At 41.5% G+C, this 22,268-nt stretch carries 23 protein-coding genes; all 23 read right to left on the bottom strand.

Translation table 11 applies throughout. From position 1 onward, the window contains the following. A complete protein-coding gene (locus tag BLW29_RS18360) occupies positions 1-1,371 on the bottom strand; it encodes a lipopolysaccharide biosynthesis protein (RefSeq protein ID WP_143044426.1) in 1,371 nt (456 codons plus the stop codon). Between the two features lie 332 nt (positions 1,372-1,703). Next, the gene (locus BLW29_RS18355; RefSeq protein WP_090982237.1) at positions 1,704-2,726 is read right to left on the bottom strand and encodes a hemolytic protein HlpA; all 1,023 of its coding nucleotides are present in this window, start codon (positions 2,724-2,726) and stop codon (positions 1,704-1,706) included. 31 nt (positions 2,727-2,757) lie between these two features. Beyond that, positions 2,758-3,912, bottom strand: coding sequence for a glycosyltransferase (locus tag BLW29_RS18350; RefSeq protein WP_143044425.1), 1,155 nt, complete (start codon positions 3,910-3,912; stop codon positions 2,758-2,760). Positions 3,913-3,937: 25 nt separating this feature from the next. Next, positions 3,938-4,492, bottom strand: a complete 555-nt coding sequence (locus BLW29_RS18345) for an acyltransferase (RefSeq protein WP_090982234.1) — start codon at positions 4,490-4,492, stop codon at positions 3,938-3,940. Further along, positions 4,493-5,590, bottom strand: coding sequence for a glycosyltransferase family 4 protein (locus BLW29_RS18340; protein ID WP_090982232.1), 1,098 nt, complete (start codon positions 5,588-5,590; stop codon positions 4,493-4,495). Between the two features lies 1 nt (position 5,591). Next, positions 5,592-6,440, bottom strand: a complete 849-nt coding sequence (locus BLW29_RS18335) for an NAD-dependent epimerase/dehydratase family protein (RefSeq protein ID WP_090982230.1) — start codon at positions 6,438-6,440, stop codon at positions 5,592-5,594. Next, a complete protein-coding gene (locus BLW29_RS18330; RefSeq protein ID WP_090982228.1) occupies positions 6,437-7,042 on the bottom strand; it encodes a sugar transferase in 606 nt (201 codons plus the stop codon). Before BLW29_RS18330 ends, BLW29_RS18335 begins: the two co-directional genes overlap by 4 nt. A 186-nt stretch (positions 7,043-7,228) precedes the next feature. Then, positions 7,229-7,894 (bottom strand): hypothetical protein, encoded by a 666-nt coding sequence (locus BLW29_RS18325; protein WP_090982226.1) that lies wholly within the window; start codon positions 7,892-7,894, stop codon positions 7,229-7,231. Positions 7,895-7,932: 38 nt separating this feature from the next. Further along, positions 7,933-9,633, bottom strand: coding sequence for a polysaccharide biosynthesis protein (locus BLW29_RS18320; RefSeq protein ID WP_371264746.1), 1,701 nt, complete (start codon positions 9,631-9,633; stop codon positions 7,933-7,935). A 240-nt stretch (positions 9,634-9,873) separates the two neighbouring features. Continuing rightward, complete coding sequence (locus tag BLW29_RS18315) at positions 9,874-10,566, bottom strand: CpsD/CapB family tyrosine-protein kinase (protein ID WP_256208711.1); 693 nt, start codon at positions 10,564-10,566, stop codon at positions 9,874-9,876. Next, positions 10,547-11,320, bottom strand: coding sequence for a YveK family protein (locus BLW29_RS18310; protein ID WP_090982220.1), 774 nt, complete (start codon positions 11,318-11,320; stop codon positions 10,547-10,549). Before BLW29_RS18310 ends, BLW29_RS18315 begins: the two co-directional genes overlap by 20 nt. A gap of 130 nt (positions 11,321-11,450) precedes the next feature. Beyond that, complete coding sequence (locus tag BLW29_RS18305; protein ID WP_090982218.1) at positions 11,451-13,832, bottom strand: S-layer homology domain-containing protein; 2,382 nt, start codon at positions 13,830-13,832, stop codon at positions 11,451-11,453. Positions 13,833-13,923: 91 nt separating this feature from the next. After that, positions 13,924-14,709, bottom strand: a complete 786-nt coding sequence (locus BLW29_RS18300) for a tyrosine-protein phosphatase (protein WP_090982216.1) — start codon at positions 14,707-14,709, stop codon at positions 13,924-13,926. Between the two features lie 170 nt (positions 14,710-14,879). Beyond that, positions 14,880-15,278 carry a F0F1 ATP synthase subunit epsilon gene (locus tag BLW29_RS18295; protein WP_090982214.1) on the bottom strand — a complete coding sequence of 133 codons (399 nt, stop codon included), beginning with the start codon at positions 15,276-15,278 and terminating at the stop codon, positions 14,880-14,882. A gap of 26 nt (positions 15,279-15,304) precedes the next feature. After that, positions 15,305-16,723, bottom strand: coding sequence for a F0F1 ATP synthase subunit beta (gene atpD / locus BLW29_RS18290; protein ID WP_090982212.1), 1,419 nt, complete (start codon positions 16,721-16,723; stop codon positions 15,305-15,307). 50 nt (positions 16,724-16,773) lie between these two features. Then, the gene (gene atpG / locus BLW29_RS18285) at positions 16,774-17,634 is read right to left on the bottom strand and encodes an ATP synthase F1 subunit gamma (RefSeq protein ID WP_090982210.1); all 861 of its coding nucleotides are present in this window, start codon (positions 17,632-17,634) and stop codon (positions 16,774-16,776) included. Between the two features lie 114 nt (positions 17,635-17,748). Beyond that, positions 17,749-19,263 (bottom strand): F0F1 ATP synthase subunit alpha, encoded by a 1,515-nt coding sequence (gene atpA / locus BLW29_RS18280; protein WP_090982209.1) that lies wholly within the window; start codon positions 19,261-19,263, stop codon positions 17,749-17,751. Positions 19,264-19,279: 16 nt separating this feature from the next. After that, entirely contained in the window at positions 19,280-19,828 is a 549-nt protein-coding gene (locus tag BLW29_RS18275; RefSeq protein ID WP_090982207.1) for a F0F1 ATP synthase subunit delta, read from the bottom strand. Beyond that, complete coding sequence (atpF, locus tag BLW29_RS18270) at positions 19,825-20,307, bottom strand: F0F1 ATP synthase subunit B (protein ID WP_090982206.1); 483 nt, start codon at positions 20,305-20,307, stop codon at positions 19,825-19,827. The genes BLW29_RS18275 and atpF overlap by 4 nt, the downstream gene beginning before the upstream one ends. Positions 20,308-20,409: 102 nt before the next feature. Further along, the gene (gene atpE, locus BLW29_RS18265; protein ID WP_090982204.1) at positions 20,410-20,634 is read right to left on the bottom strand and encodes a F0F1 ATP synthase subunit C; all 225 of its coding nucleotides are present in this window, start codon (positions 20,632-20,634) and stop codon (positions 20,410-20,412) included. A gap of 71 nt (positions 20,635-20,705) precedes the next feature. Then, positions 20,706-21,461, bottom strand: coding sequence for a F0F1 ATP synthase subunit A (atpB, locus tag BLW29_RS18260; RefSeq protein ID WP_090982202.1), 756 nt, complete (start codon positions 21,459-21,461; stop codon positions 20,706-20,708). Further along, the gene (locus tag BLW29_RS18255; protein ID WP_090982200.1) at positions 21,461-21,871 is read right to left on the bottom strand and encodes an ATP synthase subunit I; all 411 of its coding nucleotides are present in this window, start codon (positions 21,869-21,871) and stop codon (positions 21,461-21,463) included. Before BLW29_RS18255 ends, atpB begins: the two co-directional genes overlap by 1 nt. After that, entirely contained in the window at positions 21,871-22,137 is a 267-nt protein-coding gene (locus BLW29_RS18250; RefSeq protein ID WP_090982198.1) for an AtpZ/AtpI family protein, read from the bottom strand. The genes BLW29_RS18255 and BLW29_RS18250 overlap by 1 nt, the downstream gene beginning before the upstream one ends. Positions 22,138-22,268 lie beyond the last annotated feature (131 nt).

Raw genomic sequence — 22,268 nt, 5'->3', positions numbered from 1 at the left:
TCAATTAATATTTATACTTGCCTTACTATTGTCTTTAGTTAAAGTAAATAGTTGCCGTCTAATAGCTATAGTTAGAAATACTAAACTCGGAAGCATAATTATTATGTTAACAAATACAATAGCCGGCCAATCATCAATAAATTGCGATAAAAACCAAATAAGTGGGAATTTAGCAATAGCGGCAATCGTGTTACAGTACATTTGGGTCTTTAAATTCCCTATTCCATTTGCTATACAGGTAACGGAGTAAGTAAAGATCATTAAACTATTGAAAGTAGCAAATAAAAATGCTGTGCTAAAATCAACTACAAATGCATTTCCTTTAATCCAAAAGTTAACGATATATTGTAATAATGGAACAGAAGCAAAGCAAAAGATTGATACTACTAAAGCAGTAATATTCAAATACTTGTATGTTTTTCTTATCCAACCGATATTGTTTTCTTTAAACGCTTTTGTCACTGCTGACCAAATTGGAATTGTTAAAATAGAAAATAATGTGAGAAATAGCATAAAAAATCTATTGTAGACTTGGTATTCAACAACAAACTGCGGTCCAAACAGTCGAATAATTATAAACTCATTCGTCAGATTAATTATTAAAAGTGTAATTTGAACCCAAAAAAACATATAACCTAACTTCATTACTTTACTAGCGTACTCCTGTGACCAAAATTTCAAATTCGGCTTGGACTGCCTTAACGGAAAAATAAAAACAATTATTGTTACAATTACAAGCGGCATATTCATCGCTATAATATATATAATCGATAGATTTATTAAAGCAGATTTCACATCTTCAACTTTATATATAATTACGAATAATAGAATTAACGTATTGGATAATAATGATATGAGATTAGATAAGGCAGTTTTTTGCATTGCATATAGTACTGATAATATAAGTTTCAAGAAAAACTGAAGAACTATACCAATAAAAATAATTCGAATCACCAATATTAAAAACTTATTTTCTAAAACTTCAACGTGAACATTTAATATTGAGTTCCAATTTAATAAACCTATAATTATGTATCCCAATAATATAATTAATATTGAAACACTTCCCAGTAAAATATAAGCAGATGATATATACTTTTTAACTTTGATTGTATCCTTTTCAACCAGTGCCTCAACCAGATAATTTCTCAACCCATTCCCAATTCCAAAATCAAATGTCAAGATCCAGGTTAATATTGATACTAATACAAACCAAACCCCAAGTACTTGCTGATCTGAGAAATAAAACATATAGGCAGAAACAGTCAAAAGACTTACTATCATTGATAGACCTTTTATTCCCACCGAAGATACAATATTCAAAAATAAACTTTTGTTTTTTTTAATAGCACCATTAATTTTACTATTCATTAATTAATCATACCTGTCTTTTAATTAATTTATCATCAGGTTCACTATTGGTCTGTCGCTTAATAAAATAAAAATTATAATATAAGTACCAACAAACCAAAAATGTAGTTCTTTATTTACTATAATTAAATTAAAGTATTATTATCATTCTTGAAATCACACTATGTTCGGCACAATTTAACACACCATAAATTTCAAAAAAAGTATAGATTAATACCATAAAACCGAAATTTTTATGTAGATGTCAATATCTACATTTCCTATGCCAAATCTAAGGCTAAGTTTACTAAATATAAATCACCTTATTACTCGGTGTTCCACAAAATTTATCATCACTTATTTCTCTTATTCATACCTTTACCTAATTTTTTTAACCATGATTTAAAACTTTCATATTCTCCGACCCCTAGAATTGGTTTTATATATTTCACTATTCCTTTTGTTGTTCTTAAGTACCATGGGTAAAGTATAATATTCCCAACTTTTTCTTCATAATTAATATCAGGTAAAACAGTTGTTGGATGCTTTAAAGGGAACTCTAACGGAAACGACTTCATTCCACAGAACCTTCTTGTCATGACATTATTAAATGAGGTTCCTCCATGTTCAGAAAACTCGTCCACACCAATATTTTGTATTTGATTAATCGTGGGAGATACTCCATACAAACCGTTGATTCGAATTGAAAATGCCATTTGGTAATCCCAAGAGGAGGAGCGCTTATCAGTCTTCAATAAATGTTTAGTTCTCTGAAATAAGTAATACTGTTGTTTAAATAATGCCTTATTTGAATATTGATTCTTTAATTTTTCAAATAGATATTTGTCTTCAAATAAACTCATCTCACCATCATAAAATTGATTGAATTTTTTGGACCAAGATGCCCAACCACATGGAAGAAGATGCTGAGTAAATACATAACTAATATTTTGTTTTGGTTCATATTTCTCCAAATAATTTGTTCCACAGACCCACAAAATTCGTGTATCATTTTCATATGTATCTAGCATTTCCTCACAAAACTTAAAAAAGGTGGTTTCAGGTAAATTATCATCTTCTAAAAATATAGCTTTTTCCTCTTTCTCAAAAACCCATTTCGCACCAAGGCCAATCCTATCGTATATTCCCTTATTATTCACCGAATAATTTTTTATTACCTCACAATCCCAATTAATGTGCTTTTCGACCGCTGCTCTACATTCTTCTACTTCTTTCTTTTCTATGTTGTTTCTTGGTCCATCAGAGATTAAATATAGCTTTCGCGGCTTAACTATAGATAATCTATCTATAATTCTTATAATAGTATCTTTCCTTCTAAAAAAAAATAAAACGATAGGTATGTCAAAAGAACTCATAATAATCCCTCCAAATATCTTTAACTTTTCCCTATATTCCTATTTGCCCTAGAAAATCAGTCAATTTTCCAGTATGCTTTTGATAAATAAAAGGGTTTTCATCCTTACATAGAGCTTTCATATAATTTATCTTCTCTCGGTCAATTTGCAATATCATCTCAAGTGTTAAAGTAATATTTCCATTCAAGTTGACAAAAAAACCATTTTCACCTTCTATAATGTAATCATCCAAATCACTTATTTTTGTTGTTATTACTGGTGTCCCGGAGGTTATACTCTCAACAAATTTAGTTGGGAATCCAGCATTGTTAACTCTTTTATCTTCACGAACAAAGACAACAAAGTCAGCATCTTTTACATATTTCAAGCTATCTTCATGACTTATCCTACCTAAAAATTTAATACAATGATCAAGTTTTTCAATAATACTAGAATGAGCAGGGTAATAATCTAAATATTGCTGTTTCGTAATACCAATGACACTGAAAGAATAAGTATATTTTTGATTAACATTGCTTAAAGCTTTGATGATATAATTCAATTTATCTTTATGTTTACCAGGTGTGCCCGAATAGACCAAATGCAAGGAATCAGGCCCTAGCTGAAGCCTGTCAGTATTTTCTGTCCATTTTGCTTCCTGTAAATCAACTAGCGGTGGAATGATTACTGTTTTCGTGTATTTGTTGTAATATTTAAATAAATATGAACTAATACAAATTACTCCATCTATTTTTTTATGAATATAGTTCATTCTTATTGTAGTATCGATTCTTTTAATGATTCTTTTATCTTCATACCATTCGGAACAATCCGCAATTACCTTAATGTCCCTTTTTCTGCAATAATTCATCAACTTCAATAATGCATATGATTGATAGTTGTAGCAAATTACCGCTTTAATATTGTTATATTTTGATGATATTTCTTTGAAATGTTTAATACTATATAAATAACTAAACCATTCTGGAATAGATTTAGGATATTTCCTTGACCAACAGTCAAATCCTTGTGTAGTTTTACTTTTTTGCTCGCTTGAACTAGATTTTACACTTCGATCAATATCAATAAAAACAACATTATAGCCTAGGTCACGCAAGATTTTAGCATTGTTTAGCACCCTATGCGCAGCTGCATTTTTATCAGGTAGTTCAAAACCTCCAATATATAATATTGTTCCTTTACTCATCAGATAATTATCTCCCTTTTTTTTCTTACTTATATTCAATAATTTCAGTTTCTCTTTTTTGTACAATTATTGTGTTCGGTGGATATTGACCCTTAATAATACTACCCGCTCCAATAACGCAGTTATCTCCTATTTTAGTACCTCTTAGAATAACTGTGTTGGCCCCAACCCAAACATTGTTTCCTATTTCTACAGGAGAAGTTTTATACTTTAGCCCTTTTAATCCATCCTCTGACCTGAAATCGTGATCGTGATCATATATTAATACATTAGGTCCTAACTGCACTTCCTGTCCAATGTAAATACTTTCATGACTGATTATCATGCAGCCATGATTTAAAAAAGTATTGGCACCTATTTCAACATGTGCTCCCGCTCGCACTCTCACTTTTGAACCACTTTTTAACCGAATCATTTTCCCAAAGGTCAGTGTTGCATTTCTTCCGATTTCTACTTCTGTTAGTGGCGAAACGATATTTAGTAATGTGAATTTAAAACTCTTTACTAAGAGTAATTTCATTCCACTAAACTTTATGAGAGAATATATTAAACATATTGCCGTCCCAAGATATTTTTTCATTTATTTCACCAATGCTTTCTCGATTTCCCTAACATAAGCTTCAACTACTATCTTGCGATCAAACTCTTTTTCCACTTTTACTCTACTAGCCATACCCATTTTCTGTTTTTCTTCAATATCCAAGTCTAAAAACTTCTCAATTTTCTCAATTAAATCATTACTATTTCTTTGTTCTATAATATATCCATTTACACCATCATCAACCACATCTCGGCAACCACTCCGATTGGTTGTTATTATCGGTCTCCCACAAGCAGCACTTTCAAGTAATACATTCGATATACCTTCTGGGTAATATGAGGGATGAATAGTACAGTGTGTAAATTGGAGAAACTCTCTAACATCACTTCGCATCCCATGGTATTGAATAATACCTCTATCTTGCATTTCTTTTAACTTTTCTTCATAATTCTCTTCACAAAAACCTAAAATATGAAATCTGGTATTTGGGTGTTTTTTACTAATATATTCAGCAGCTTCAAGATACTGATCAATTCCTTTTTCTTTCATGATCCTGGAAATGAAAACAAATTCTATCTTAATACCAGAGGGGTACTCTATTAACTTAAAATGCTCTAAGTTGACACCTGAACCAGGTATAATCTTATGTCGATCAAGAGCAATTTTTTTATCTATAAAGAATTGCTGATTGTCTTTATTTTGAAAAAAAATACAACTTATTTTTTTGAATGATAATTTATAAAGTTGAATTAGCATCTTTTGAACTAGACTTACACTTTCAACAGCAGTTCCCAAACCTGTTATATTTGAAATGTGTGGAACCTTCAATTTTCTACACACCAAGCCACCATATATATTAGGTTTAACCGTAAAAGAAAGAACAACATCTGGTTTAATTTGTTTTATTGTTTTATAATACCGTATTAGCAATTTAAGATCGGTTAATGGATTCATCCCACGTCTATCAAGTGGTAAATCAATAAACTTACATCCCATCTCCTTAAGAAGTTCAACTTTTTCGCCATATGGCAACACAATGTAAACATTGTATTTTTCATCAATTAGCCTTTTTATAGTTTCCTTTCGAAAATTATATGTATATGCATGGTGGTTAGAAAGTATTAAAACTTGTTTCATATTATTCCTCCGTCAATCTTATAGATTCATAAAAACTAATCTGATTGAATTTTGCAGCCGCAGCCTCTATTTTCATCTCATGATCATACACCAAATCACCAAATATCTTAGTTATTACTCCATGATTCAGCACTTTAATAACTGGATTAAACAACCTTGTCATCCAGATCTTTTTCCCATGAATTTCAGCAATAGTCCTCACCATATCACTCGTGTTGATATATTCATTATTCTGTGGAAAAAATAAACCACTGCTACAACTGTCAATCAATGATTTTAGAAATTCAGTTAGATTATCTATGTAAATCATACTTCGCTTATTATCTACATTAGGGAAAATAGGTGTACTAATTGCAAGTTTAGATAATCTCACGTAGTTACCTTTACATCCCTTCCCATAAATCATAGGTGGGCGTAATATTGCAACTCTAAAATCATCGCTTGCTAATAGTCCAATTAATTGTTCTGCTTGCAGTTTAGACTTCCCATAATTGCTATTCGGATTAGTTGGCGTGGTTCTATCGATAATACCCTTATTAGTTCCATATACACTCATCGAACTTAAAAATATAAACTGGTTAACACCATCATTTTTAGCCTTTTTAGCAACTTCATGTGCCAGTTCACAATTCACTTTAAAATAAAGTTCTGCGTTTTTTTTGTTTTCTTTTATATGTGCTACTCCAACCGTATGAACAATAACATCATATATAGAAAAATCAGTTTTTTTCCAGTCGTTATCCCTCAAACTAATTGTATCTACTGTATACATATCCGGTAAATTTCCGAGATATCTCTCTAAACTTTTCCCAACATAACTGTTGGTTCCGGTAACAAGCACTCTTATCATTTTGATATAGTCTCCCTATTACTCACACCTTCAACGAATCCTTCGCTTTTAACAACACTAAGAATAGTACCAAAGAAACATTTTATATCCATCCATAAGCTTAGTCTTTCTACATACTCTCCATCCAACCTTGCTTTTAATTCAATAGAAAGTTCATCTCTACCGTTTATTTGAGCCCAGCCAGTTAGTCCGGGAAGTATATCATTCGCACTGTACTTATCCCTTTCATTAATTAAATCATACTGATTCCAGAGCGCTGGTCTCGGACCAACTATACTCATGTTACCAACAAAAATATTCCATACTTGAGGCAACTCGTCCAAAGAAGTTTTTCGTAGAATCTTACCTGCCCTCGTAATATATTGCTCGGGGTTGCCAAGTAAATGGGTTGGAGTATCCTTAGGGGCTTCTATTCTCATTGTTCGAAATTTCAGGATATTAAAATGTGTTTTATTAACTCCAACACGCTTTTGTTTGAATAAGATCGGTCCTTTGGAGTCAAGTTTAATTGCTATTACAATAATTAATGTAATGGGCGACAAGAAAATTAGCCCCACTAAAGAAAGAACAATATCAATTAATCGTTTAATCTTTATATACATAACCCTTATCCCACCTTTAAAGTAACTTCTTTGTACTCGAATTCATAATTAGATGTTTGCTGTGAGTAGGTACTCAATTAATAGAACAAACGCTCTCCGGAACTGTTGGTCCACTTTGACCAGCACCACACGGAAAGCGATAGTTACACCAATCACAAATTAATTGATAAGAGTACTTACACTTAATTATTTTTCAGCTAAGCTATCTTTTTCTTCGTTTACTACCTGATCATGTGTCTTCCCCTGGCTAACTCCATACTTCTTCGCAATTTGAGACAGCTCATTATACTGTTCCGGACTAACCCCATTCAGTACAATCCTACGAGCCTCTCTCTTCTCCTCAATACTTAGACCACCGCTAGCTAGCTGCTGTAGTTTCTTCATGTCTTTAATACTAAGTTTTTTAAGAAGAATCGAAGTTACTGATGCCTTATCCTTTACCGAGACAGAACCCTTAATATTTTCAGCCTTTTTAACTGATACTTCAGGGGAGTACCCGTTAAGTTGTTCATCACTCGGTTTAGTTTCCCCCTTTGTCGAAGCAGGTTTACTTTCTAGCTTGTCTTTATCCTGGGTATGAGATGTATCTTTTGTCGGTTCATTCTCAGTTGGCAAATCATTATCCGTGACAGCTTGTACCTCCTCATTATGGGCATTATTATTACTTGTTTGTTCATCTGCTATTGTTTCGCCTGCAGTATTGGTTGTTATATCGGGTTCGAGGCTATCAGCCAAAGATCCAATGACTTTATTCACAGCATAGTTAGCTGCGAATATACCACCAATTCCAAGTACGACAACTATCGATGCAATCCACAATGCAACCTTTTTCCATCTCTTCATTTTTCGCATTGTATCCATTCCCTTCACTTACATTTCAATTCCAGATGCTATGAAACATCCTTAAACAACGGCACAATGTACTCAATGACATTCCGAATGTCATCCTTCTCACCATCAATCGCACGTTCCAGACGCTTGAACTGAAGTTCCAACTCCGCTTGATTAATAGTCAACGGTTTACCAATAAAAATCCGATTGTGACTTGTCTTCTTAATTGCTTCCTCATTCAGCAGCAGCTCTTCATACAGCTTCTCCCCAGCACGAATACCTGTAAACTCGATTGGTATTTCGCTATATGGTTCGAAACCAGACAATCGAATAACATCCTCTGCAAGCTCTACAATCTTAACAGGCTGGCCCATATCCAATACGAAGATTTCACCACCAGCAGCAAAGGCACCTGCTTGGATGACGAGCTGTACGGCCTCTGGAATGGTCATAAAGTAACGTACCATCTCTGGATGCGTGACTGTTACAGGACCACCGGCTGCAATCTGCTCTTTGAACCTAGGTATAACACTGCCTCTACTCCCGAGAACATTACCGAATCGGACAGCAACATATTTGGTATTACTAATTTGATCTCTCATTTGGATGTACATTTCCGCAATCCGCTTGGTCGCACCCATAATGCTTGATGGGTTCACTGCCTTGTCTGAAGAAATGAGAACGAATCTCTCGACCTCATAACGATCGGCTGCATCAGCTACATTCTTGGTGCCAAACACGTTATTCTTAACGGCCTCAGCCGGGTTTCTTTCCATTAGTGGAACATGCTTATGCGCGGCTGCATGGAAGACGACTTGCGGTCTATGTAAGCGGAATACATCGTCAATGCGTTGACGATCTTGGATGTCCGCAATGATGGTTTCTAGTGCAAGGTCTGGGAAACGTCTGCGCAGCTCCATCTCAATGGTATAAATACTATTCTCCCCATGCCCTAATAGAATCAAGGTCTTGGGTCTGAATATCGTAATTTGTCGGCACAATTCAGAACCTATGGATCCTCCGGCACCGGTTACCAGAACAACCTTGTTCTCTACATAGTCGGCGATCCCTTTCAAATCAGGCAGAATTGGATCGCGCCCCAATAAGTCCTCCAGATCAATATCTCTCATTACATTAACCGATACCTTGCCCTCTATGAGATCATTCAGTGCAGGAATGATTTTCACCTTAGCATCTGTTTCTCGGCATATTGAAATGATTTCGGACAACTCCGACTTCTCGGCTGATGGAATGGCAATTATTATCTCGTTTATCTTATGCCTTCTCACTATCGCTCCAATTGCGTACCGATCTCCCAGAACGGGTATGCCCAGTATGCGTTGCAGCAGCTTCTTCTTGTCGTCGTCAATGAATCCAACTACGTATAACTGCGCGTTAACATTGCTCTTAATCTCTTTGGCGATAATAGCGCCGCAGTCTCCGGCTCCAATAATAAGCACTCTAGACTTATTGGTAGCTGTATTCTTACTATCTACGATCATTCTCCATACGAAGCGGATACCGCCCATTATCAACAGCATCGTCTCCATGGTACGAACCGCTATTGGCACTGGAACGTTCTCATCCATGAAGATGCTCGTTAAACCATAGGAAATGATCCAGCCAAGAATGACTGCCCTCAGCAGTGAAACTAGCTCACCAATACTAGCGTATCTCCATATACGTTGGTACATCTTGAAGTAAACCATCGTAATGTTGCATATGACCGCCGTTACTAATGCGTAGATCACCATTTGCATTACAGAGTCAGCTGGAATGGTCCCCTGGTAACGGAATAAATAGGAGGTTCCAACGCTAAAGCAAACGATTAATGAATCAATTCCCAATAAAAGCATAGAGCGCTTCTTGTACAGCATTGGACTTCCCCCATGTTCTCAGTATTACTATCCGGCTTATATGCCCTCAATTGGTAGTATTAGACAATAATAACCCGAGATATAATAATAGAACTTTTTCCCTATTATAACAATACTTTCGAACTACTTTTCTGTTTCACTATAATAATAGTAGTAGTAGCCCTCACTGTTCTTCTGCTCAATGTTCTTCAGTACCACACCGAGTATCCGTGCCTTTACATGCGTGAGCTGCTGTTTCGCCTTAATAACCGCATCTCGTTTGATCTTACCTGATTCAACGACAAGCAAGACGCCATCGCATTTTGTCGAAATAAGCTGTGCATCTGTAACTGCTAACGTCGGAGGGGTGTCGATTAAGACAATATCAAACTTGGTTCGCAGTTCTTCAATTAGCGCACTCATCCGTTGAGACGCAACCATTTCGGAAGGATTCGGTGGTACAGGGCCGGAAGGAATTATATATAAATTTGGGATGTCCGTCGCTTTCACCGCCTCATCCAGCTCACACTGACGTGACAGTAAGGAAGACAAGCCTTGACGATTGCTTTGCCCAAATGTGTGATGCATGGTCGGCTTTCGCATATCGGCATCGATGAGTACGACTTTCTTATTCGCTTGCGCATAAACTACGGCAATATTAGCGATTGTCGTTGACTTTCCTTCTCCGGGTGATGCCGAGGTTCCCATGATAACTTGAATGTGATCGTCGACTGAGGAGAAATCGATATTCGTCCGCATTGCACGATATGCTTCTGAGATAGGTGACTTTGGTTCGTAATACGTAATCAGATATCTGCTATTTCCCAACTTGGACACTCGAAATTTCACCCGCCTTTACGTTACCTGTCTTAATCGCTTCTTCTCGATTCGCGTGTTCATTCTTCACTTTGGCGATTTGGCCCATTGTCGGCAGCTCCAAGTATCTTAGAACGTCCGCCTCCGTCTTAATGGTGTCATCTAGATACTCAAGTAAGAAAGCAATTCCTGCGGCTGCCATAAGAGATACAACGAAAGCCAAAATCACATTCAGCCCAAGCTTGTTATTGACCGGAACCGGCTCTTTGCTTGGAGTCACCTTCGCCAAGTTCAGTACGGTTACATTCTGCACGTTGAAGATGCTCGGAATTTGTTCTTTAAACACTTGCGTCACTGCATTCACGATCTCTGCTGCTTTTTCATATGAGAGATCCTGAACAGCCATCGTCATTACTTGCGTATTGTTGACGGAGCTTACTTTCACTTTCTTGATCAACTCATCCACGCTCAAGTTAAACTCCGGATGCTTGCTGGACACTGCCTCCATAATAGCCGGTGTTTTGATCACTTCTTTGTAGGTATCGATCAAACGCAGATTGGCATTCACTTCGTTCAAATCCAAGTCATTCGTGGAAGCACCTGTGGCGGCTGTTCGATTGACAACAATCTTCGTCGTCGCTTGATAAACCGGTTCGATCATGAAATAACTATACAACCCCGCTGCCAATGAACAGATAACCACAATTGCAACGATCATCCATTTCCGTTTGGTAATAATCCGTATATAGTCTCGGAGTTCTAACTCGATCTGCACGTCATATCCCTCGCAATTTCATCATCAAAGTTTTGGATTAATCTGGGTGAATTTTGTTCTTTAAAGCAATATACATCCCCCATTGAAGGGGGATGTATATTATGCCATTCCATCCTGTGATGCGAATTGCTTAACCCTTGAAGTTAAATGCGCGGTAGATGATTACTGCCGCTTGTGCACGTGTAGCTGTAGCGTTTGGATTGAATTTACCTTTATCACCAACAACAAGTCCATTGTTTGCTGCAAAAGCTACTCCATCCTTCAAGCTAGCGCTGATCGATCCAGCATCTTTGAATGCGTCGAGAGCCTTCAGGTCTTCTGCGCTAGGTTTAACTCCTTGAGCTGCTTCCAAGCCGCGAGCGACCATTACAGCCATCTCTGCACGTGTAATCGTAGCGTTAGGCGCGAAGGAAGTAGCTGTACGGCCTTTGATGATACCAGCTTCAGATGCTGCAGCTACGAATGGTGCGAACCAGTCAGCAGCATTCACATCGCTAAAGCCTTCTTTGGCCAATACATTGTCCAGATCAAGTGCACGAACGAGCATCTTAGCGAATTCAGCGCGTGTTACTTCTCCATTCGGAACAAATGCGCCATTAGCACGGCCTTGGATAGCGCCTTTAGCAGCCATAACTTCGATCTGACGGCCAGCCCATGCTTTTACTTTGTTCGTATCTTTGAAAGATACTTTGTTCTCTACAACCACATAAGAGGAGAACGTGTCACGGTTCTCTGTAACAGAACCATTCGAATATTTACCGCCGTAATACTCTAGCTTTCCATTGATAATTTTAGCTAGTGTTAGTAGATCTGTATCAATGCCGTCCGTATTTACCGGAAGTTGAATTTGTACCGGTTTAGTGAATTCGTGAATATCTGTGCCGCCTGCATTAAAGGTAAAGTCAAATACGTCGGATGCAGCTTTTCCAGTTCCGATAACTGCTGGTGTAGCTGCCGCGTTCTTCACGTTGAAGCTGATTTTGCTATCTTTCGATTCGCTTACCGGTACTGTTGCACCAATACCATTCGCAACGAATTTAGTTCCGTAGATACCAGCAACAGTTAATTTCTTAACGCTATCAGCATCAACATTGAAAGTGATATCTTTGGAATCCACTTTACCTGCTTCGAACGAAACTACAATGTTCGGCAAGGATTTCTCTGCTCCTGGAGCAGCATCCTTCAGGGCATTGATAATTGCAGTAATATCTGTAACGACTTTACTGATTGCAGAGCTGCTTACGTTAACTGTCGCTTTGCCGTCTACAATGGATACGTCTTTACTTACATCAATCGCAGAAATTGCTGAAATTGCAGCGAATGCTTTATCAATCGCTTCTTTGATCAGCTTGTCTTTCTCTGCGCCTGTTGCAGCTGCAATCTTGCCTTTAAGATCACCGAGAATATCGATAATGGAAGGCGCGCTAGGGATATACACTGAACCAGCACTATAAGTTAGTGTGATATTTTCGCTGTAAATCACTTTATCCATAACGGATGCGGTTAGTGTAGCTGTACCTGTACTAGCGGTGCTAGCAAGGTTAACTACGCCAGCTAGAGTTGCATCTTTAGTAATGTTGCTACCGCCTGTAACATTCCAAACTACTAGATCAGACGGAATGGTGATATCTTTCAATAGTTTAAGGGTAAACGTTTGTGTACGGCCATTGTTTGAAGATACAGCACTACCCGTTGTTTCTGCACGGATAAAGGCAACAGCCAGTGCTTGAGTAGCCTCAGCTGCGATTTCAGCTTCTAATGGGTAATTCGTAGTAAAGTTTTCAACAGTAGCTGCAACAGCATCCACAAGCTCTTCTCTAGAAGCGGTATTCTCATTAGCAAACCAAGTAATCAGTTCGTTCACTTTAAGCGAGCTATTGTTCAAAACTTCTTCAGAAGCATTATTGAACAAGTCCACTACTGCTTCTGTATTACCGCTTACAACTGCTGCAGCTAGAAGCATTAGCTTACCAGGTGCCTTCAGTTGATTAACTGCTGCACTTTCAACCGCGTTGCCGTATGCTAGTAGATCATTCAATGTCAGATTAACGCCGGTTGCTTCTTGAAGTTCCTCAAACGCTGTACGTACTTCTGCGCTATTGCGGATTGCGTCAATTTCTGAAACATGCGTGCTGTAAGTTACAGTCCCGATTGCTTGGAAAACCGTAAACAGAGCTTCCTTAAAGTCTTCATTGTCTGAAAGATCAGAAGGAATATACGCTAGTATCGGCTCAACCAGTGAGTTTGCAGTAGCATAATCCAGATCAGCAATAATTTCGCGAAGATCACGAACCTTTTGCGCTTCGCCACCAGCGATTAGCGCTGTGTGAATACGATCTAGTCTAGCCAAGAAATCGGCATACGTTGGCGTTGTTGCCGTAGCTGCTGATGCAACGTTAGACAGACCCAATTGTGCTGCCAATCCTTTGTTGCTAAGTGGAATTCCTGCCAACGAACCGGCTACTAGACTTGCTGCGATTGTTGTTACTACTAATTTTCTTTTTACTGTCACTATAAGTCACCTCTACTTAAGAATTTGTCTAAAATTGCCGCCATATGTAACAATCACTACCAATAGTACCATCCATTTACTAGGTGGTCAATTATCTACCAAAGAATTTTAGGAGATTTAACAGATTTTTACTTTTGGAAGTTTTGTCCACTACTGGAGATTCATTGAATACATAATTTTTGATTATGGATTCTGCATTTTGCCTATAACATTGTTCGAAGTTCTCTCCCAATTCCTCTCTTACTCTCTTATAAGCTTCTTGAAGACGATAACCGCGACGCACGACATGATGTGCATCTGAGGAGAGGGTATGAATGAGGCCTTCTTGGCAAAGCTGCCAGGCGGAACGTTCGATTTGTTTGCCAAATCCACCAAGCAGAGAGTGTGTCGTCACTTGGCCATAGGCACCTGCGTCTACCATCTCTCTTAATTTGGATGGATTCTGAACAACCTCAGCATTACGCTCGGGATGGGCAATAATCGGTCGTATGCCCATAATCGTGAATTCATGAATATATTCCAGCATCCGCTTAGGAACGGATGAAGACGGCATCTCTAATAAAATATAGCGGGACCCGGCCAATGTGGTCAGCTCCCCAGCACTCAGTGCTTCAAACATATCACTATGTATACGAATCTCTTGTCCCACATACAGGTCAAGCGAAATTTGCTCCGTTACAAGACGCTCTCTGAGCAGCTCTACTTGCTGGTGCGTGAAAGCCGCATCATTCATATAACGGCCATTCGCATGATGCGGTGTGGCAATCAGTCCGGTAATACCATCCGACACAGCAGCTCTAGCCAAATCCAGTGCTTCTTCCATATCAGCAGCACCATCATCAATGCCCGGCAATATGTGCGTATGAATATCGATCATGGCAGGACCTCCTTACGATGTCGGATTTTCTCATTATACTACAAATTTACCACTCGAGTGTGTCCATCATTTGTCAGTTTATAGCCAAATGATTACATCTATAAAAACAAAAAGACTGACTCTCTCACAGAATACATCTGCGAAAGAATCAGTCTTCTTCGCTTGCGATCTTAGCGCGACTTTACCGAGATACGGTTAAGTGCACGCTGCAATGCGAGCTCAGCGCGAAGTTGATCGTACTCATCGCGCTTGCCGTTAATGCGTTGCTCTGCACGTTGCTTCGCGGATTCTGCACGGGAAAGATCGATGTCGCCCGGTAGTTCTGCACTCTCAGCCAAGATAACCACTTTATCCTTACGGATCTCAAGGAACCCGCCGTTGACGGCAATTGTTTCTTCAGAGCGGTCTTTCTTGATCGTAACAGGAGCAATTCGCAAAGGCGTTACCATCGGAATGTGATTAGGCAGAATACCCATCTCACCCTCGGAAGCCTTGACGATAATCATATTTACATCCTGAGCGTACACTTTACGCTCAGGGGTTACAATTTCCAATAAAAAGGAGCTCACGATATTACCTCCCTAGCTATGAGCGATTAAACCTCTTGAGCGAGTTTTTCCGCTTTAGCAACTGCGTCTTCGATCGTTCCGACGTTATGGAATGCCGATTCCGGAAGGTGGTCGTACTTACCTTCAAGAATTTCTTTGAAGCTGCGTACCGTTTCTTTAACAGGAACGTACAAGCCCGGAATACCATTGAACGCTTCCGCAACGTGTAGTGGTTGCGCGAAGAACACTTGAATACGACGCGCACGGTGAACGACTAGCTTGTCTTCTTCAGACAATTCGTCCATACCGAGAATCGCGATGATATCCAGAAGCTCTTTATAACGTTGCAGAACTTTCTTAACGGTTTGCGCTACTTGGTAGTGCTCTTCGCCAAGAATTTCCGGCGTCAGGATACGGGAAGAAGAAGCGAGCGGATCAACGGCTGGGAAGATACCCATCGCTGCGATGTTACGCTCAAGGTTAGTCGTTGCATCCAAGTGGGCAAACGCCGTTGCCGGAGCCGGATCCGTATAGTCATCGGCAGGAACGTAGATCGCTTGAATGGAAGTAACGGAACCTTTCTTCGTTGAAGTGATACGCTCTTGCAGTTGACCCATCTCAGTTGCCAACGTTGGTTGGTAACCTACCGCGGACGGCATACGGCCAAGCAATGCGGATACTTCGGAACCAGCTTGCGTGAAGCGGAAGATGTTGTCGACGAACAGAAGAACGTCTCTTCCTTCTTCATCACGGAAATACTCAGCCATTGTAAGACCTGTCAGAGCTACACGAAGACGTGCACCTGGAGGCTCATTCATTTGACCGAATACCATCGCCGTCTTAGCAATAACGCCGGAATCGCTCATCTCGTGGTAAAGGTCATTACCTTCACGAGTACGCTCACCAACGCCGGCGAATACGGAGATACCGCCATGCTCTTGTGCGATGTTGTGGATAAGCTCTTGCATCGTTACGGTTTTACCTACGCCCGCACCGCCGAAGAGACCGATCTTACCGCCTTTGGAGTAAGGCGCCATAAGGTCGATAACCTTGATACCTGTTTCCAGGATCTCTTGGGAAGTCGACAGCTCTTCGAAAGGAGGAGCTTGACGGTGAATCGGGTTAGCAAGCGTACGGTCAACATCACCGTTGTTATCGATTGGATCGCCAAGTACGTTAAATACGCGGCCAAGTGTTGCTGGTCCTACAGGTACTGTGATTGGGTTGCCCAAGTCAACAGCTACTGTACCTCTGACAAGACCGTCAGTGGAAGACATCGCAACGCAACGAACCAGGTTATCACCGAGGTGAGTGGCAACTTCAACCGTAAGATTGATGTTCACTTCGCCTGGGTTTTCAGCTTTTTTCTCAATTTTGATCGCATTAAGAATCTGAGGCAAATGACCGTTCTCGAACGCGATGTCGACAACCGGACCTGTTACCTGGACTACATGCCCCTTGCTCATTGGTGTACCTCCTTCATGTTTTTCCGAGGAAAAATACTTTAAAGTTTATATTACGCCTGCGCGTTCGCACCGCCGACGATTTCCGCGATTTCTTGCGTGATTGCTGCCTGACGTGCACGGTTGTACGTCAACGTCAAGCCTGCGATCATCTTCGTCGCGTTCTTCGTTGCATTGCCCATCGCAGTCATACGTGCGCCGAACTCGCTTGCTTTGCCTTCCAATACGGAGCTGTAAATAACCGTTTCCGCATATTTAGGAAGCAATACATCGAGTACCTTCTCAGGTGACGGCTCATATTCATAGCTTGCCTTCGCGCCTGTAAAATCCGACTGATCCAACGGAAGCAGTTGTTTGATAACAGGAACTTGGGTCATCGCGTTGTAGAATTGGTTGTACACCAAATTCAATTCGTCATATTTGCCGCTCTCGAAGCCTTTAACAGCTGTTGCCGCTACGGACTTGATATCTGCAAATTTAGGTGTATCCGAAAGTCCTGTTACTTCGCCTGCAAGAGCGATGCCCCGGCGCTTGAAGTAATCACGGCCTTTGCGTCCGATGACGAACACATCGTATTCAGCTGGAGACTTATGCTTTTCTTGAATCTCCACCCATACTTTACGAAGCACGTTCGCATTGTATCCGCCCGCCAAACCACGGTCAGACGTCACGACCAGATAGGCCGTACGCTTAACTTCGCGGCTTTGCAGCATAGGATGCTTAATCGCGCCTCCGCTCGAAGCAATGCTCGCTACGACTTCTTTGATTTTCTCCGTATATGGACGCGATGCTACCGCTGCATCTTGGGCTCTCTTGAGCTTTGCGGATGCAACCATCTCCATAGCCTTCGTAATCTGTTTCGTATTCTGCTTGCTCTTGATCGAGCGCTTAATCTCACGCATACCTTTAGCCATTCGTTGTCACCACCTTATTACTGACCCCTGTGGGTGAAGCATGGCTTCACTAGGGGTCAGTTCTATTCCGCGCATGGTTCAACCGGCGTGCCGATTGAATGTTGTTGAAAAGGTTTAAACCGACGCTGCAAAGCTGTTCTTGAATGTTTTGATCGCTTCAACAAGCACTTTCTCATTGTCGGATGTCAAATCTTTCGTATCGCGGATGGAAGCGAAAATTTCCGGTTTGTTTGCATCCACGTAAGCCAGGAAGCCTTGTTCGAAACGACGAACGTCTTGAACGGGAAGATCATCCACGTGTCCACGAGTTACCGTGTACAGGGACACGACTTGACGTTCTACAGGCAATGGCGCATTAACGCCTTGCTTCAGAATTTCAAGCGTACGCTCACCGCGGTTCAGACGGGATTGTGTTACTTTATCGAGATCGGAGCCGAACGCTGCGAAAGCTGCAAGCTCGCGGTATTGCGCGAGGTCAGTCTTCAGCGTACCCGCTACCTTCTTCATTGCTTTGATTTGAGCGGAGCTACCTACACGGGATACGGAGTTACCAACGTTAACCGCTGGACGTTGACCGGAGTAGAATAGGTCGGACTCAAGGAAGATTTGACCGTCCGTAATCGAAATTACGTTCGTCGGGATGTAAGCCGAGATATCGCCGGCTTGCGTCTCGATGAATGGCAATGCAGTCAAGGAACCGCCGCCAAGCTCATCGTTCAGCTTAGCTGCGCGCTCAAGCAAACGGGAGTGAAGATAGAATACGTCACCTGGGTAAGCCTCACGACCCGGCGGACGGCGAAGCAGCAAGGAAAGCTCACGGTATGCTGCCGCTTGTTTGGAAAGGTCATCATAGATAACAAGAACGTGTTTGCCGTTGTACATGAAGTACTCGCCCATCGAGCAGCCTGTGTAAGGTGCCAGGTAAAGAAGCGGGGACGGCTCGGAAGCGCTCGCTGTTACGACGATTGTGTAATCCAAAGCGCCTTGTTGGCGAAGGGATTCAACAACTGTACGAACAGTGGATTGTTTCTGACCGATAGCAACGTAGATACAGATAACGCCGTTGCCTTTTTGGTTAACGATCGTGTCGATCGCGATTTGAGTTTTACCTGTTTGGCGGTCACCGATGATAAGCTCACGTTGACCACGGCCGATTGGAATCATTGCATCGATGGCTTTGATACCTGTTTGCATCGGCTCGAATACCGATTTACGAGCCATAACGCCCGGTGCCGGTGATTCGATTGGACGTGCTGCAGTTGTGTTGATTGGTCCGTTGCCGTCAACTGGTTGTCCCAGTGCGTTTACTACGCGGCCAAGCAAAGCTTCGCCAACCGGAACTTCCATGATACGACCCGTTCTCTTCACTTGGTCGCCTTCGCGGATGCCTGTGTAAGGTCCCATGATAACGACACCGACGTTGCTCTCTTCAAGGTTAAGGGCCATACCCATAACGCCGTTCGAGAATTCGAGCAATTCGCCAGCCATAGCGTTCTCAAGGCCGTGCACACGTGCGATACCGTCACCGACTTGGATGACCGTACCGACATCAACGACTTGAATTTCGGATTTAAATTGTTCGATCTGTTGTTTAATCAGCGTGCTGATTTCATCAGGTCTGATACTCAATTCCGTTCACCCCTATCTACAATGCTTGAGTTTTCAATGCTTGTTCAAGTCGAGCCAGCTTGCCGGAGAGGCTGCCGTCATACAAACGGTCGCCGATGCGTACTTGTACGCCGCCGAGCAGAGCAGGTTCAACGATTTGTTTTGCGATAATGCGTTTGCCGATCATTGTACCAAATTGAGCCGACACTTTAGCCAGTTCTTCGATGGACAACGATTTAGCCGTATATATAGTTGCGTGTGCCTGACCAAGCGCATCTCCCGCCACTCTCGTATAAGCTTCAAACACATCCGTGATCGCAGCTTGGCGATTGCGAATAATGAGCAGCTCTACTGTATTCAGAACCATAACCGACACTTTGTCAGACAAAGCACCTTTAATAATATCGATCTTCTTCGTCACTTCAACGTTTGGCAGGCCAAGAAACTTGCGGATTTGCGCGTCTCCGGTCAAGGCTTCAACGACGATCTTCAGTTGTTGTTCAACTTCAGCGACCATATTATTGCTTTGTGCCAGTTCAAACAGCGCTTTAGCGTAGCGTTTAGCTACGACGCTCTCGCGGCTCATTTGCTTCCAACCTCATTCAAGTATTGGTCAACAAGCTGCTCTTGCGATTTGTCATCGATTTGTTTCTCGATGATTTTCGAAGCGATCATAACGGACATGCCGCTAACTTGACTGCGAAGTGCAGAAATCGCTTTGTTTTTCTCGCTCTCGATATCTTTGACAGCTTCGTCCTTCAGGCGAGTAGCCTCGGATTTCGCTGCATGTACGATCTCATCGGCTTGCTTCGAGCTCGTTTGTTTCGCTTGCTCGATAATGTCATAAGCATCCTTGCGCGCTTGTTGAAGGGATTGTTTCTGTTCCTCGTATTGCGCTTCGGCTTGCTTGCGGCTGTTCTCCGCATTCTCAAGCTGTTCTTTCACGAACTGCTTGCGCTGCTCCATGATGGAGAAGAGCGGGCCGAAAGCATAACGGCTAAGCAGCCAGAAAAGTATTCCGAAAGCAATCAGTTGGATGAAAAAATTGGACCATACGATATCCAACGTACGTCACTCCTTTCCGTAAATTGGCCGACCATCTCCTGACGGTCAGCAAAAGGAAGGCGCGGAGGCATAGGCACTCCCCGCCGTTTCTGCAAAGTAATCTTAAGCTTTACCCAAGAAGATGAACGCTAGTACTAGGGAAATAACTGGAAGTGCCTCTACAAGCGCTACCCCGATGAACATTGTAGTTTGAAGAGTACCGCGAAGTTCTGGTTGACGGGAAATACCTTCAACTGTACGACCTACGATCAAACCGTTACCAATACCTGCACCCAGTGCTCCAAGACCGAATACAATTGCTGCTGCAACTAATGCTAAAGCTCCCATTAGAGAAATCCTCCTTAAAATGTTTACATATAGTTTTATTGTTTCCTGCCATGAGCAGGTTTGTTACTGACTTAATGATGCTCTTCGTGAACGATCGCTTGCGACATGTAAACCATGGTCAACATGACGAATACGAAGGATTGAATCGCGCCTACGAAAACGCTGAAACCTTGCCATACAATCAGTGCCGGGATACCAAACCATCCCATGCCCATGATGACGCCAATCATAACCTCACCCGCGAAAATGTTACCGTAAAGACGAAGCGAAAGCGATAGCGGCTTAGCGACTTCCTTAATTACGTTAAGCGGGAAGAATGCTGCGTAAGGCTCGAAGTAATGCTTGAGGTAATGCTTACGGTTACGACGCAGACCCTCAATGTGCGTAAGCACGATTACGATAGCCATTAGCGCGCCGGAAACCGCGACATCAGCAGTTGGTGATTTCCACCACGCGATGTGTGCTTCCTCTTCACCATGCAAGTTAAGCTCCATGCCTGCAAATGTTGCACCGTGATGAGCTTCGGTAATGATACCGAATGGAAGACCCAGCAAGTTGGCTACAAACAGGTACATGATCATAGCAATACCCAGCGTCAGGTACGGACGGCCTTTCTTCAAGTCCATCGTTGTACCGATAATGTTCTGTACGAATTCGATAACCCACTCCAAGAAGTTCTGCATCTTGGTCGGATTGGTCACCGATGCGCCGCGAACCGCCAGCTTAGCAATAACAAAAACGATAATGCTGGTGATAACTATCATGATAATGGCAGCCAAATCAAATCGAATGCCACCCAGATTTACTTCAGGAAAAATATGATCCATTAGTTGTTTTCACCCCTTTCATCGGTGGAATGCCGAACGGCCGGATCTCTCTTGGCTTTAAATCCCAATATGAGTGTTGCCAATTGAGCAACAAATAATCCAGCTACTGTTCCGTAGAGGCTAAACGAAAAGTACTTGGTTGCGATTACAACCGCCAGCAGGGCAATACACGCGCGAGTCAGAAAACCAAGGTTATGGCGTTTCTGAATTCCCGCAGCGGACAGAGCGCCGACTCGCTGTACTTTCCAAGAGAGATGGAAGGCGTTTGCAAGACTTGCCGCAGTTCCGAGAACAAGACCGCCGAAGAACGGCTTATATTCCGGAAGGAGGGCCCATCCAATAAAACATAGAGACAAAAAAAAGAACGTAATACGCTTAACCGTTCGAAGGTGGCCGGACAAATCATCCATTATTTCGCTTTGCCCCCTGTAAACGCCTTGATAAGAATGATGGTGATGAACACTGCAATGACAAAACCAAGAGCCATGCCAACAATGGAGCTGTACCCGGTGTCTTGCGCTTGATCAACCTTGTGTCCAATCCAGTAGCCCAGTCCAAGACAGGCACCGATTGTGCCGCCGACGGATCCGATCAGACCCATGGCGCGCCAAGGATTATCTCCTAAGCTGCTGTTATCCGTGTTGCGATTATTGTCGTTATGGGACGGATTCGTCATCCTAGAATCACTCCAAAACTCTTATTTATTTTAGCCAAGCGAGCTCGCTTTTGTCAATTGATATAAATTCAAACATTTAGTGAACAGTTACCCGAAAACCCTTGATTTACCTGGGGTTTCCGGGTTTCCAA

The sequence above is a fragment of the Paenibacillus sp. CF384 genome, assembly GCF_900106745.1.
Taxonomy (GTDB): Bacteria; Bacillota; Bacilli; order Paenibacillales; family Paenibacillaceae; genus Paenibacillus_Z.
The sequence above is the reverse complement of the archived record's forward strand: the minus strand, read 5'-3'. Positions and strand labels throughout refer to the sequence as shown.